Raw genomic sequence first — 13,593 nt, 5'->3', positions numbered from 1 at the left:
TGCACACCGGACAGCTCGAGGGGATCAACAACCGCATCAAGGTCATCAAGCGCATGGCTTATGGCTACCGTGACTGCGAGTACTTCTTCCTCAAGATCAAGGCCGCGTTCCCCGGGAATGCGTGAAGAACCTTTTTTTTGGCCACGCGCTCACGGCACGGATCTCTCCGCGGTTACCGGCGCCCTCGCCTGCCCGGCGCCGCAGCCCTTGCGCTGAGTCATGGCCCGCGGGGAAATTCCCGGCGTCGCCCTGGATTTTTATTAAGAATAATTCGCGTTTGCTTTATCATTGGCCGAGTTACAACCTTGAAAGAAGTCTCCATGTCGATGACCGTGAAAGCCTTGCTGAGTGCCTGCGCCCTGGCTGCCGCCGCAGGCGCAGTCCAAGCCCAGGAACAGGTGGTGAACCTCTACTCGGCCCGCCACTACTCCACCGACGAGGCGCTGTACAGCGGCTTCACCAAGGCCACGGGCATCAAGATCAACCGCGTGGACGCCGACGACGCCGGTATCCTGGCCCGCCTGAAGGCCGAAGGGGCCGCCTCGCCGGCGGACGTGATCCTGCTGGTGGACGCCGCCCGCCTGTACAAGGGCGAAGTCGATGGCTTGTTCCAGCCCATCCATTCCAAGGTGCTCAACGACGCGATCCCCGCCAACTTGCGCAGCCAGCCGGCAGCCGACGGCGGCATCTCGTGGTTTGGCCTGTCCACCCGCGCCCGCCTGATCGTCTACAACAAGGTCAAGGTGCAGAAGTCGGACGTGGACACCTACGAGGAACTGGGCGATCCCAAGAACAAGGGCAAGCTGTGCATCCGGTCCGGCTCTCACCCGTACAACCTGAGTCTTTTTGGCGCCGTGACCGAACACCTGGGCGAACAGAAAGCCGAGGCCTGGCTCAAGGGCGTGGTGGCCAACCTCGCGCGGCCTCCCAAGGGCGGCGACACCGACCAGATCAAGGCTGTGGCGGCGGGCGAATGCGACATCGCCGTCACCAACAGCTACTACCTGGCGCGCATGATGCGGTCCAACAAGCCCGAGGACGTGGCCGTGGTCAACAAGGTGGGCGTGGTGTTCCCGAACCAGGAGTCCTGGGGTACGCACCTGAACATTGCCGGGGGCGCCGTGGCCCGGCATTCCAAGAACCAGGTCAACGCCATCAAGTTCCTGGAGTACCTCGCCAGCCCCGAGGCCCAGAACTATTTTGCCAACGGCAACAATGAATGGCCGGCCGCCAAGGGCGTGACGCTGGACAACCCGGCCCTCAAGGCCATGACGAACGGCCAGCCCTTCAAGAGCGAGACGATTCCCATCAGCGCGGTGGGCGCCAACACCACCAAGGTGCAGCAGATGCTGGACCGCGTGGGCTTCCAGTAAACCGCTGGCCCGCATCTCCCCCTCCCGAGAGCCCGGTACCCCCGGGCTTTTTCATTGCGCGCGCCGCCCCGGGGACTTTTGCGGCGAGGGTGGGCCATAATTGACGTTTACGTTAACGTCACTTACGGAGACAACCCATGGAAATCAAAGGCAAGGTATTCATCGTGACCGGCGGCGCGTCGGGCCTGGGCGAAGGAACCGCCCGCATGCTGGCGTCCCAGGGAGGCCAGGTGGTGATTGCCGACATGCAGCAGGAAAAGGGCGAAGCAGTCGCGCGGGACATCGGCGGCGCCTTTGTGAAATGCGATGTGAGCAACGAGGCCGACGGCCAGGCCGTGGTGGCCAAGGCCGTCTCGATGGGCAAGCTGATGGGCCTGGTGAACTGCGCCGGCATCGCCCCTGCCGAAAAAACCGTGGGCAAGAACGGCGCCCACGCGCTGGCCCTGTTCAGCAAGACCATCACGGTGAACCTGATCGGCAGCTTCAACATGATCCGCCTGGCGGCCGAAGCCATGAGCAAGAACGAACCGGAAGCGACGGGTGAGCGCGGCGTGCTGATCTCCACCGCCAGCGTGGCGGCCTACGACGGGCAAATCGGCCAGGCGGCGTATTCGGCATCCAAAGGCGGTGTGGTGGGCATGACGCTGCCCATCGCCCGCGACCTGGCCCGCAATGGCATCCGCAACATGACGATCGCCCCCGGCATCTTCGGCACGCCCATGCTGTTTGGCATGCCGCAAGAGGTGCAGGACGCCCTGGCCGCTGGCGTGCCCTTCCCCAGCCGGCTGGGCACGCCCCAGGACTATGCCAAGCTGGTGCGGCACATCTTTGAAAACGACATGCTCAACGGCGAGGTGATTCGCCTGGACGGCGCGATCCGGCTGGCGCCGCGCTGAGCCATAGGGGCCGCGCAGCTGGCGCGGCTTGCTCCTTTTTTGATAGCTGTTTGCGCAATAGGGGCGGGCGCTAGCGGCCATTTCCCTGAGACGCCCCCGGCGCCTCTTGCTTTTTACAGGGACTCGCGCCCGGCCGGGCACACGAAATCTGCGGCCATCCAGGGGGCGAGCTCTTGCGCCGGAACGGGCCGGCTGAAGTAGTAGCCCTGCCCCGTCTGGCAGCCCAGCGCCCGCAGTGTCTCGCACTGCACCGCGGTTTCCACGCCCTCGGCAATGGCCTCCAGCTCCAGGCTTTGCGCCAGGCCGATGATGGCGCGCACGATGTGCTGGGCGCTGGCGTCCTGGCCCAGGTGGCGCACAAACGACTGGTCGATCTTGAGCTTGTGCACCCGCAGCCGCTGGATATAGCTGAACGAGGAGTAGCCCGTGCCGAAGTCGTCGATGGACAGCTGAACGCCCAGGTCGAACAGTTGCTGCACGATGGCGATGACCTTCTCGGGAGCGTCCATCGCGATGCTTTCGGTCAGCTCCAGCTCCAGCACTTGTGCGGGAACGCCGCTCTCCTGCAGGGCTTCCCGCACCATGTCCACGAGCCCCGGATGACGGAACTGCGCCATCGACAGGTTCACCGCCACCGTGAAGTCCGCACGCCCGGCCTGCAACCAGGTGCGCGCCTGGGCCAGTGCGGTTCGCAGCACCCATTCGCCAATGCCCAGGATCTGCCCGCTGCTTTCGGCCACCGGCACGAACTCCGCGGGGCTCACCGCCCCCAGCTCGGGATGGTTCCAGCGCAGCAGTGCCTCCACGCCGGTCAGTTTTCCGTCCTTGAGCCGCACCTGCGGCTGGTAGTGCAGCGCCAGCTGGTTTTGCACGACCGCACTGCGCAAGGCATTCTCGATCTGCAAGACGCGCAGGGAGTGGGCCTGCATGTCGGCCGAGAAAAAGCGGTAGGTGTCGCGGCCCGTTTCCTTCGCGCGGAACATGGCCGCGTCGGCCCGCTGCGCCAGCGTCTCGAACTCGCGGCCGTCCTCCGGGTACAGGGCAATCCCCACGGACGACGTGACCACCAGTTCGTGACGGCCGAGCCGGCAGACCTGCCGGACCTCGGCCTGCAGTTTCTCGGCCACGTGGGCGGCATGCTGCGCATCGGTCAGCGGCAGCACGATGATGAACTCGTCCCCACCGGGACGGGACACGGTGTCTTCGTCGCGCAGCACATGCTGCAGGCGCCGCGCGATCTCTACCAGCAGCTCGTCGCCCACCTGGTGCCCCAGCGATTCGTTGACGTTCTTGAAGTGGTCCAGGTCCAGGTACAGCAAGGCCAGGTGCTGGCCGCTGCGCTGGGACAGTGCCAAGGCCTGGCTGAACCGCGAAGCGAACATGGTCCGGTTCGGCAGCCCGGTGAGCGCGTCAAAATTGACCAGCTTGCGGATGCGCTCCTCGTCCCGCTTGCGCTCGGTCACGTCCTCCTGCACCGCCAGATAGTGCGTGATGCGCCCATGCTCATCGTGCAGCGGGGAGATGATGGCCGATTCATGGTACTCGCGGCCGTCCTTGCGGCGGTTGACGAACTCCCCCCGCCACGGCCGTCCGCTGGACAGGTGGGCCCACAGGTCCCGGTACACCGACTCGGGCGTCGTGCCCGCGCTGAGCAAGCGGGGGTTGCGCCCCATGACCTCCTCGGCGCCGTAACCCGTGGTGACCGAGAACGACGGGTTCACGTACTCGATCCCCCCGTCCGCGCTGGTGATGACGATGGAGTTGGGCGCCTGCTCCACGGCATGCCGTAGCTTGCGCAGGGTGTCCAGGGCCTCCACACGCTCGGTGATGTCGCGGGCCAGCACCACAAAATGCGCCTCGGTGCCCTCTTCCATGGCTTGGCGGGCCACGGAAAGCTCGAACCAGTGCTTGCCGTCGGGCAGATCCAGCGCGTACTGGAAGTTGCGGGCGATACCGTGCTCGGCGGCGGCATCGATGGCCGCCTGCGCCACAGCCGCCACGTCCGGCGGCATCACCTCATGCAACGACCGGCCCAGCACGCGTTCCGGCGGTACCAGCAGCAGTTCGGGCTGCCGGGTGTGAATCCGCACGTACCGGCCCGTCCGCGTCATCTCGAACATCAGGTCGGGCACGGCGTCGAGCACGGCGCGCAGCGCCTTGTCCGACTGCTGCAGCGCGTTGTACGGCGCCTCGATGGTGCCCACGAAGATCGCGCGGTACAGGTAGTAGTAGCCCACCACCTTGTAGACGTGCCCGAGCAGGTTGAAAGGATCTGTCGCGGTGACATAGAGCGTGAAGAAAAATTCGCTCAGCGCCATCACCCACACGGCCGCGAAGAGCCGCGGCACATCGAAGGACGCCCGCATGCGTGCGCGCCGCAGCAGCACGGCCATGGAAACAGCGTGGAGGGCGATCACGCCATACTCCGCAGCCACCTTGAAGGGCGTGAGGCCCTGCGCGTCATAGGTTGGCGGATACCAGTCGGGGAACCAGAAAATCACCGCATGCACGGCGGCGACCAAGAGCACCACCAGCGCCAGGACGCCGAACCGCCCGCCGCCCGCCGCGCCCGGCTCGCCCGGTGCCCGCCAGGGAATCGACAGCGCCCACAGCAGACTCAGCGCCCCCATATAGCGTGCGGGCAGCCAGAAATCGATGGCTTTGGCGACGGAATTGGGCGTGACGTAGTCGGGCATGCCCGCATACGACAGCATGTGCGAGTAGTCGAGCAAGGCCACGCCAAGGAACCCGCACGCGACGATGAAGACGTTGCGCTGCGGATTGATGCTGTGGGCCTTCCACCCCACGGCGGCCACCAGCGCGGACACGACGATGGACAGCATCTCCAGCCCCTGGTGGAGCATCAGATAGTGCTGGACCCGCCCCAGGTCTGCCGTCGAGAAATAGAGCCAGGCCGCAAGCATGGCCCCCGTCAGGCCCCACAACACCGGCATCACCGCCTTGAATCCGGCGATGTGCTGGGGATGGAAAAGCCAGTGGCGCGGAATCATGGCGGCGGTATCGTTGTTATTTTCCCCGATCGAGGCGCAAATTGTTACATATTCTTGCACACCCGCCACCCACGCTGCAGATGACAGCGGCAAATAAAAAAACCGCTGCAGCCTGTTGACTGCAGCGGTTTTGGAACTGGCGGAGTGGACGGGACTCGAACCCGCGACCCCCGGCGTGACAGGCCGGTATTCTAACCAACTGAACTACCACTCCTGGCAGGCAGCTTTTTGCTTGCACTTCATGCAAGCCAAGCGCTACAAACTTGGCGACCCTACGGGGATTCGAACCCCGGTACTCACCGTGAAAGGGTGATGTCCTAGGCCTCTAGACGATAGGGTCAAAACCTGGGAACTAACCGTTCTCAATAATCAGATTGGTGGAGGTAAGCAGGATCGAACTGCTGACCTCTTGCATGCCATGCAAGCGCTCTCCCAGCTGAGCTATACCCCCACTTGAATCAACAAACACTTTGTATTTGTTGTCATCATCTGAGCCTTGAATTATAGACAGATTTTTAGCGGTTTCGCAAACGCGCTACAACTTTTTCGCGTCCGACCAATTCGAGCACCGCGTCCACCGAGGGCGTGTGCGCCGTGCCCACGGTAAGAACGCGCGCCGGCATGGCCAATTGCGGCATCTTCAGTCCGTGCTGGGCCAGCACCTGCTTGAAGGCAGCACTGATGGATGCCTTGTCCCATGCGCAGGCGGCCAGGGCATCCGCCAGGGCGTCGAGGGCAGGCGCCACGGCATCCGTGACATGCTGGGCACGCTCGGCTTCCACGGGCGTCACGTCACCGTAGAACACATGGGCCCAATCGGCCAGCACAACCGTGGTGTCGCAGCGGTCCTTGAACAAGGCGCAGATCTTCACCAGCCGACCGTCGGCCAACGCCTCTTGCGCCACGCCCCGTTGCAGCAATTGCGGCGCCACCAGTGCGGCGAGCGCGTCATCGGCCATGGCCTTGAGGTGCTGCGCATTCACCCACCGCAGTTTTGCTTCGTCAAACTGCGCCGCACTGCGGCCCAGGTGATCGAGGTTGAACCACTGCAGGAACTGCTCCCGGCTGAAGATTTCATCGTCCCCATGGCTCCAGCCCAGGCGGGCCAGGTAGTTGACCATGGCGTCGGGCAGGTACCCTTCGTCGCGGTACTGCGTGACGGGCTTGGCGCCGTTGCGCTTGCTCATCTTCTCGCCCTGCTCGTTGAGCACCGTGGGCAGGTGGGCGAACACGGGCACCTGGGCACCCAGCGCCTCGAAGATGTGAATCTGGCGCGGCGTGTTGTTCACATGGTCGTCGCCGCGGATCACATGGGTGATGCGCATGTCCATGTCGTCCACGCAGACGCAGAAGTTGTAGGTCGGCGTACCGTCGGGGCGCGCGATCACCAGGTCGTCCAGCTCGCTGTTCTGAAATTCGATGCGGCCCTTGCACTTGTCATCCCAGCCCACAACGCCGCCCTGGGGCGTCTTGAAGCGCAGCACGGGCTTCACGCCCTCGGGAACGGGCGGCAGCACCTTGCCGGGCTCGGGGCGCCACGTGCCGTCGTAGCGCGGCTTTTCCTTGTTGGCCATCTGGCGCTCGCGCAGGGCATCCAGCTCTTCCACGCTCATGTAGCAGGGGTAGACATGGCCTTTTTCCTGCAGCTGGGACAGCACCTCCTTGTAGCGGTCCATGCGCTGCATTTGGTAGAACGGGCCTTCGTCGTGGTCCAGTTCCAGCCACTTCATGCCCTCCAGGATCACATCCACTGCGGCCTGGCTGGAGCGCTCGAGGTCGGTGTCCTCGATGCGCAGGATGAAGTCGCCTCCCGTGGCCCGGGCGTAGGCCCAGGGGTAGAGGGCCGAACGAATGTTGCCCAGGTGGATGAAGCCGGTGGGCGACGGGGCAAAACGGGTGCGCACGCGGGCGGAAGAAGCAGTGGTGTCAGTCATCATCAAGCAGGTCCGGCCCCGGGCGGGGGCCAATGTCAGGGGTCCGTCGGGCCGCGGGCTCTGCGCACAAGGCAAGCCGCGGTTTCGCCAAGGAAAAACGTTATGCCTCTTGCGCGTTCGGCAAGGCCAGGCGGGAGGTGTCTTCCTCGCCCTCCTCCGTTCCCACGCGCCCTTCGTTCATGCTCGCAATCCCTTCGGCGGTGATGTCGCCGGTCACGTAAATGCCGTCGAAGCAAGACGCATCAAAGCCGGTAATGGCGCTGTTGAGTGCGCCCACCGCCTTCTTCATGCCGTCCACATCCTGGTAGATCAGCGCGTCGCAGCCGATGGCCTGGCGCACTTCTTCCACGGTCCGGCCGTGCGCCACCAGCTCGCTGCTGGTGGGCATGTCGATGCCGTAGACGTTGGGGTAGCGCACCGGGGGCGCCGCGCTGGCCAGGTAGACCTTGCGGGCGCCGGCGTCGCGGGCCATCTGCACGATCTCGCGGCTGGTGGTGCCGCGCACGATGGAGTCGTCCACCAGCAGTACGTTGCGGCCCTTGAATTCGCTGCCGATCACATTCAGCTTCTGGCGCACGGACTTCTTGCGCACGCCCTGCCCCGGCATGATGAAGGTGCGGCCCACGTAGCGGTTCTTGACGAAACCCTCGCGGTACGGGATACCCAGCAGGTGCGCCAGCTGCGTCGCGCTCGGCCGGCTGGACTCGGGGATGGGGATGATCACGTCGATCTCGTTGGGCGGCACGGTGGAGATCACGCGCTTGGCCAGCGCCTCGCCCAGGTTCAGGCGCGCCTGGTACACGGAAATGCCGTCCAGCACAGAGTCCGGGCGCGCAAGGTAGACGAACTCGAAAATGCACGGGTTGAGCTGCGGCTTCTCGGCGCACTGGGCCGAATGGACCTTGCCGTCCAGCGTGATGAAGACGGCCTCGCCGGGGTCCACATTGCGCTCGAATACATGGGAGGTCCCTTCCAGGGCCACGGACTCACTGCCGACCATGACAGTGCCGTCCTGGCCCCGGCCCAGCGCCAGCGGGCGAATGCCGTGCGGGTCGCGGAAGGCCAGCAGGCCATGGCCGGCGATGAGGGCGATCACGGCGTAGGAGCCCTTGATGCGCTTGTGCACGGCGCGCACGGCGGCGAACACGTCCTCCACCTGCAGCGGCACGCCCCGGGTAGCGCGCTCCAGCTCGTGCGCGAGCACGTTGAGCAGCACCTCGGAATCGCTCTCGGTATTGGTGTGGCGGTGGTCCGTCTGGAAGAGCTCCGTGCGCAGTTCGCGGGCATTGGTCAGGTTGCCGTTGTGCACCAGCACGATGCCGAAAGGCGCATTCACATAGAAGGGCTGGGCCTCCTCCTCGCTGTAGGCATTGCCGGCGGTGGGATACCGCACCTGCCCCAGCCCCACGTTGCCGGGCAGGGCCCGCATGTTGCGCGTACGGAACACGTCGCGCACCATGCCCTTGGCCTTGTGCATGAAAAACTTGCGCCCTTGCTGGGTCACGATGCCCGCTGCGTCCTGGCCGCGGTGCTGCAGAAGCAGCAATGCGTCATAGATCAGCTGATTGACGGGCGCTGTGCTGACGACGCCGACGATTCCACACATAGTTGATTTCCATCCGTTTGCGGGAACAGCCCCGCGGCAACCCGATGGCTGCGGCTTCTGGCCACGGCCACTTCACTTTCAGGAAGGCAGATGCCTTCCAAATTCGTCCGGCAACGCCGGTTTCAAGCCTCGCAGCACCCCGGCCAGTACCGGCGCGCTTTGCGACTCCTGCCACCAGTCGGCCTCGTGCAGCGGCGTGAGACCGGCCACCACGGCCACCGCCAGCAGCAGCACGACGCCCCGCAGCAGTCCGAAGGCGGCGCCCAGAGCCCTGTCTGCGGGCCGCAGGCCGATGGCCTCGACCATCTTCTTGGCCAACCACGTCAGGAAGCCGCAGGCAAACACTGCGCCCACAAACACCAGGGTGAAACCCGCCGCGTAGCGAAGCGCCTCGGCCGAATTCCCCATCGGCAGCACGGCCGCCATGTCGTCGGCAAACCACTGCGCCACAAAAAACGACACCACCCACCCGAGCAGGGACAACACTTCAAAGACCAGTCCGCGCCATGCCCCGATGAGCATGGACGCCAGCAGCAGGCCGGCAAAAATCCAGTCCAGGGCGGTCATCACTGCGCGAAGCCCTTCACGCGGCGCGCGTCACAGCGTCAGCACGGAAGCGGAAAGGCCCAGCCCCTTGATCCGCGCGGCGGCCTTGTCCGCCTCCGCCCGGTTGTTGAAGGGCCCCACGCGCACCCGCGTGCGCTTGCCATCCTTGGTATCCGCCACCTGGGTATAAGTCTTCAACCCCGCTCGCTCGACCTTGGTGCGGGCCTCGCGCGCCTTGTCGGCATCGGCAAACGCCCCGACCTGCACGATGAAGCGGCCCTCCTCGCCCTGCGCGCTGGCAGCCGCGGGTTCGGTGGAACGGCCCTCCAGCAGGGCGCGGGCGCGCGCTGCTTCATCCGTGCGGGGCGCGGGCTTGGGCTCGGCGGGAGCCGGCTTGGTTTCTGGCTTGGTCTCAGGCTTGTGTTCCGGCTTGGCCTCGGGCTTCGATTCGGGCTTGTGCTCGGGCTTCGACTCAGGTTTGCGTTCTGGTTTTGGCTCGGGCTTGGCCTCGGGCTTTGCTTCCGGCCTGGACGGTGCCTGGGCCGCAGGCCGCGACGCTGCTGGGCGTTGGCTGGGCACCAGTTCCTCGCCATCGGACAGCCCGTTTGCGGCAACGGCACTGGTGCTGCGCGGCGCTGTCGCGCCAACCTGGGACGGCTCAGGAGTTGCCGGCTTGGCCGACGCGGGCGCTTCTGCCACCGGGGCGGGCACGACGAGCGGGGCCACCTTGTTGCGGTCGGGAATCTCGATGGGGATATCGACGGGCACCGGCCGCGGCTGCGTGTCAAACAGCATCGGGAAGCCGATCACCCCCAGCAGCACCAGCACGGCCGCGCCAATCAGGCGATGGCGCGCACGCCGGCGCATCACCTCAATGCTCTCGCCCTGCGGCGAGCGGGGGCGTTTGGCAGGCTTTTCGGCCTGGGGTTGCTCACTCTGACCGGGCCACCGAAACTTGAAAAATGCCATGGAGTAACGACTCGTTCGGGCCTCAGAACCTGCCTAATGGCCCAGATGTTTGGCCTGCAGGCGGGGTGTTCCGTGCACCAGCACACCGCCGACTGTGTAAAACGAGCCAAAGACCACGATTCTATCAGCCGGGTCTGCGGCAGCCACGGCGGCCTGCAGGGCCTCCAGGGGGTCGGCGTGCAGCGAGGAACGCACGTCCCGCCGCCCGCCCGCGACCATCTGCACCGCATTCCATTTCTGCTGCAGAACAGCGGCGGTCTCGGCCCGCGGGGTCGGCAGGTTGGTGAAATACCAGCGGTCCACCAGCGGCCCCACCTTGGCGAGCATCGGGCCCAGGTCCTTGTCTGCCATGGCCCCGAACACCGCATGGGTGGTGGGAAAGTACCCCATGGCGTCCAGGTTGGCCGTGAGCGCGGCTACGGAATGGGGGTTGTGCGCCACGTCCAGCACCAGCGTGGGCTGGCCGGGCACGATCTGAAAGCGCCCGGGCAGCTCCACCAGCGCCAGCCCGTTGCGCACCGCCTGGGCGGTGACGGGAACCCGGTCGCGCAGCGCTTCCAGCGCCGCCAGCACGCCGGACGCGTTGATCAGCTGGTTGGCCCCGCGCAGGGACGGATAGGCCAGCCCCGCGTAGCGGCGCCCCCGCCCTGCCCAGCTCCACTGCTGCTTGTCGCCAGCGAAGTTGAAATCCTTGCCAAAACGCCAGAGGTCGGCCCCGATTTCTCGGGCATGGTCGACCACGCTTTCGGGCGCCATGGGGTCGCTCACGATCACGGGACGGCCGGTGCGCATGATCCCGGCCTTCTCCCGGCCGATGCTCTCGCGGTCCGGCCCCAGGAATTCGGTGTGGTCGATGTCGATGCTGGTGATGATGGCGCAGTCGGCGTCGATGACGTTGGTGGCGTCCAGGCGGCCCCCCAGCCCCACCTCCAGGACCGCCAGGTCCAGCCGGGCATGGCTCATCAGCCGCAGGATGGCCAGCGTGGTGAACTCGAAATAGGTCAGGGACACTTCGTCGCCCTGGAGCGACCTCGCGGCTTCCACGGCCTCGAAGTGGGGGACCAGGTCCGCCGCCGCCACACTCTCGCCATGCACACGGCAGCGTTCTTCGAAATGCACCAGGTGGGGCGAGGTGTACACGCCCGTGCGGTAGCCCGCCTGCAGGGCCACGGCTTCCAGCATGGCGCAGGTGGATCCCTTGCCGTTGGTGCCAGCCACGGTGATCACCGGGCAGTCAAACCGCAGGGCCATCCGGCGGGCCACTTCGCGGACGCGGTCCAGCCCCATCTCGATGTTGCGGGGGTGCAGCTGTTCGCAGTGGCGAAGCCAGCCTTCCAGGGTGTGGATTTTGGTGTGCATACAGCCCTGGATTGTCACCGAGGCCGCGCTTCGCGCATGATGCGCGGCATGACAACCTCACGCCACATCACCCTCTACGGCATTCCCAACTGCGATACCGTCAAGAAAGCCCGCACCTGGTTCGCCGCGCAGGGGCTGGACTTCAGCTTTCACGACTTCAAGAAGCAGGGCGTGCCCGCCGAACTGCTGCCCGGCTGGATGGCCGCCGTGGGCTGGGAGAAGCTGGTCAACCGCCAGGGCACCACCTGGCGCAAGCTGGACGCAGCCACCCAGGCCGCCGTGCAGGACGCCCAGAGCGCCAGCGCGCTCCTGCAGGCGCAGCCGAGCGTCATCAAGCGCCCCGTGGTCGTCTGGGCGCAGGCGGGGCAGACGCACGTTTCCGTGGGCTACGTGCCGGACCAATGGCTTGCCTGGGCGGGTCCAGCCCGGCCGGGCGCGTGAATTTTGGCGGCAAAGCGCGGAGATATTGCACAAATCTTTACGCAGCTTTACGGCCTCCGCTCCCCCCATTCACCCGGCCGGTCTAAACTTTTTTGCAGTCTGGTGCGTTATGTACCGACCGAAAGGAGTCTCTCCATGAAGAAGATCGTGATTTTTTCTGCCCTGGTGGCCGTGGCCGCCGCGGCCAGCGCCCAGGAGCAAGGGCGCGTGCTGTCCGCCACGCCCGTCGTGCAGCAGGTGGCCGTTCCCCAGCAGGTGTGCGGCAACGAGACGGTGTACTCCGGCAACCGCACCTCGGGCGCAGGTGCCGTGATGGGCGCGATTGCCGGCGGTGCTGCGGGCAACGCCATCGGCAAGGGCAGCGGCCGGGCCGCGGCCACGGCCCTGGGGGTGATTGGCGGTGCCGTGCTGGGCAACCAGATCGAGGGAGGCCAGCCCGAGTACCAGAACGTGCAGCGCTGCACCACCCAGACCTACTACGAGAACCGCACGGTGGGCTACGACGTGGTGTATGAATACGCCGGGCGCCAGTACACCACCCGCACGCAAACCGATCCGGGCCGCTGGATCCCCGTGAGTGTGCAGGCAACGGAGCCGGCCTACTCCACCAGCCCCTACGCCCCTTCCGGCGTGTACAGCCAGCCCGGCGTGGTGACCTCCCCCTACCCGGCGCAGCCGGTGTACCAGCAGCCCACGTACGTCACGCCCCCGGTGTCGGTGATCGAGTACGGCTACGACCGGCGCCCGTACTACCCGCCCCACCACAACCCGTACTGGCGCTGAGCGATTGCGCGCCGCCCCACCAAAAAGGAGCCCTCGGGCTCCTTTTTTTGTGCTTTGGCGCTGCCGCGCGCCGGTTTGGCCCGCAAGACCCCGCCCACGTGCAGTCCGGCAAGACCCCCTTGCCCCTAAAATCCCGGGTTTTTCCTCTACCTATCCAGCGCACCCATGACCACCGAAAAAATTGACGGCGTGTCCGTCACCACCCAGGCCAATGTGTACTTTGACGGCAAGTGCGTGAGCCACGGCATCACCTTCCCGGACGGCACGAAGAAATCGGTGGGCGTGGTGCTGCCCGCAACGCTCACGTTCAACACCGGCGCTCCTGAAATCATGGAATGCGTGGCAGGCTCGTGCGAATACAAGCTGGCGGGTACCGATGCGTGGGTGAAATCGTCCGCAGGCGAAAAGTTCAGCGTACCCGGCAACTCCAAGTTCGACATCCGCGTGACTGAGGCCTATCACTACATCTGCCATTTCGGCTGAGATGTTCGGGCTGAAATTTGATTGATTTTGGCCTCTGGCGCTAGTCCACAATGCGCTGGCAGCTATCATTTTTGAAGAAAACTCCATGGCAACCATCCTCCAGAACCTCCCCCTCGGCCAGAAGGTCGGCATCGCCTTCTCTGGCGGCCTGGACACCAGCGCCGCGCTGCGCTGGATGAAGAACAAGGGCGC

12 protein-coding genes and 3 tRNA genes are annotated in these 13,593 nt (G+C 65.5%); 6 read left to right on the top strand and 9 right to left on the bottom strand.

What is annotated here, in order from left to right:
- From LWW96_RS12690 to LWW96_RS12680, 3 genes are all read left to right on the top strand, one after another.
- A partial coding sequence (locus LWW96_RS12690; protein ID WP_291486411.1) for a transposase occupies positions 1-125 on the top strand: 125 nt, incomplete at its 5' end.
- A 195-nt stretch (positions 126-320) separates the two neighbouring features.
- On the top strand, positions 321-1,373 hold the full coding sequence (locus LWW96_RS12685; RefSeq protein ID WP_291487529.1) for an extracellular solute-binding protein: 1,053 nt from the start codon (positions 321-323) through the stop codon (positions 1,371-1,373).
- Positions 1,374-1,510: 137 nt separating this feature from the next.
- Entirely contained in the window at positions 1,511-2,269 is a 759-nt protein-coding gene (locus tag LWW96_RS12680; protein WP_291487528.1) for a 3-hydroxyacyl-CoA dehydrogenase, read from the top strand.
- Between the two features lie 113 nt (positions 2,270-2,382).
- Here the strand turns inward: LWW96_RS12680 and LWW96_RS12675 are convergent, their stop codons facing one another.
- The 9 genes from LWW96_RS12675 to folC all read right to left on the bottom strand — a co-directional run bounded on the left by LWW96_RS12675 (position 2,383) and on the right by folC (position 11,694).
- Entirely contained in the window at positions 2,383-5,280 is a 2,898-nt protein-coding gene (locus LWW96_RS12675) for an EAL domain-containing protein (RefSeq protein WP_291487526.1), read from the bottom strand.
- Between the two features lie 137 nt (positions 5,281-5,417).
- Positions 5,418-5,494, bottom strand: a tRNA-Asp gene (locus LWW96_RS12670).
- A 50-nt stretch (positions 5,495-5,544) separates the two neighbouring features.
- Positions 5,545-5,620: transfer RNA gene (locus LWW96_RS12665), tRNA-Glu, on the bottom strand.
- A 35-nt stretch (positions 5,621-5,655) separates the two neighbouring features.
- Positions 5,656-5,731 (bottom strand) — tRNA-Ala (locus LWW96_RS12660).
- 64 nt (positions 5,732-5,795) lie between these two features.
- The gene (gene gltX, locus LWW96_RS12655; protein WP_291487524.1) at positions 5,796-7,214 is read right to left on the bottom strand and encodes a glutamate--tRNA ligase; all 1,419 of its coding nucleotides are present in this window, start codon (positions 7,212-7,214) and stop codon (positions 5,796-5,798) included.
- Between the two features lie 100 nt (positions 7,215-7,314).
- Positions 7,315-8,820, bottom strand: a complete 1,506-nt coding sequence (gene purF, locus LWW96_RS12650; RefSeq protein WP_291487522.1) for an amidophosphoribosyltransferase — start codon at positions 8,818-8,820, stop codon at positions 7,315-7,317.
- Positions 8,821-8,898: 78 nt separating this feature from the next.
- Positions 8,899-9,387, bottom strand: coding sequence for a CvpA family protein (locus tag LWW96_RS12645; RefSeq protein WP_291487521.1), 489 nt, complete (start codon positions 9,385-9,387; stop codon positions 8,899-8,901).
- 30 nt (positions 9,388-9,417) lie between these two features.
- Complete coding sequence (locus tag LWW96_RS12640) at positions 9,418-10,335, bottom strand: SPOR domain-containing protein (RefSeq protein WP_291487518.1); 918 nt, start codon at positions 10,333-10,335, stop codon at positions 9,418-9,420.
- A gap of 33 nt (positions 10,336-10,368) precedes the next feature.
- On the bottom strand, positions 10,369-11,694 hold the full coding sequence (folC, locus tag LWW96_RS12635; protein WP_291487516.1) for a bifunctional tetrahydrofolate synthase/dihydrofolate synthase: 1,326 nt from the start codon (positions 11,692-11,694) through the stop codon (positions 10,369-10,371).
- A 48-nt stretch (positions 11,695-11,742) separates the two neighbouring features.
- Here folC and LWW96_RS12630 point away from each other — a divergent pair, with 48 nt between their 5' ends.
- From LWW96_RS12630 to LWW96_RS12620, 3 genes are all read left to right on the top strand, one after another.
- Positions 11,743-12,135 carry an ArsC family reductase gene (locus tag LWW96_RS12630; RefSeq protein WP_291487514.1) on the top strand — a complete coding sequence of 131 codons (393 nt, stop codon included), beginning with the start codon at positions 11,743-11,745 and terminating at the stop codon, positions 12,133-12,135.
- A 135-nt stretch (positions 12,136-12,270) separates the two neighbouring features.
- Positions 12,271-12,918 carry a glycine zipper 2TM domain-containing protein gene (locus LWW96_RS12625; protein WP_291487512.1) on the top strand — a complete coding sequence of 216 codons (648 nt, stop codon included), beginning with the start codon at positions 12,271-12,273 and terminating at the stop codon, positions 12,916-12,918.
- 165 nt (positions 12,919-13,083) lie between these two features.
- Positions 13,084-13,401 (top strand): pyrimidine/purine nucleoside phosphorylase, encoded by a 318-nt coding sequence (locus tag LWW96_RS12620; protein ID WP_015014470.1) that lies wholly within the window; start codon positions 13,084-13,086, stop codon positions 13,399-13,401.
- Positions 13,402-13,593: the final 192 nt, after the last annotated feature.

Origin of the sequence: Acidovorax sp. (assembly GCF_021287135.1) — a bacterium.
GTDB lineage: Bacteria > Pseudomonadota > Gammaproteobacteria > Burkholderiales > Burkholderiaceae_C > Acidovorax.
Note: the sequence above shows the minus strand (reverse complement) of the source record. Positions and strands in the feature narration are given on the sequence as shown.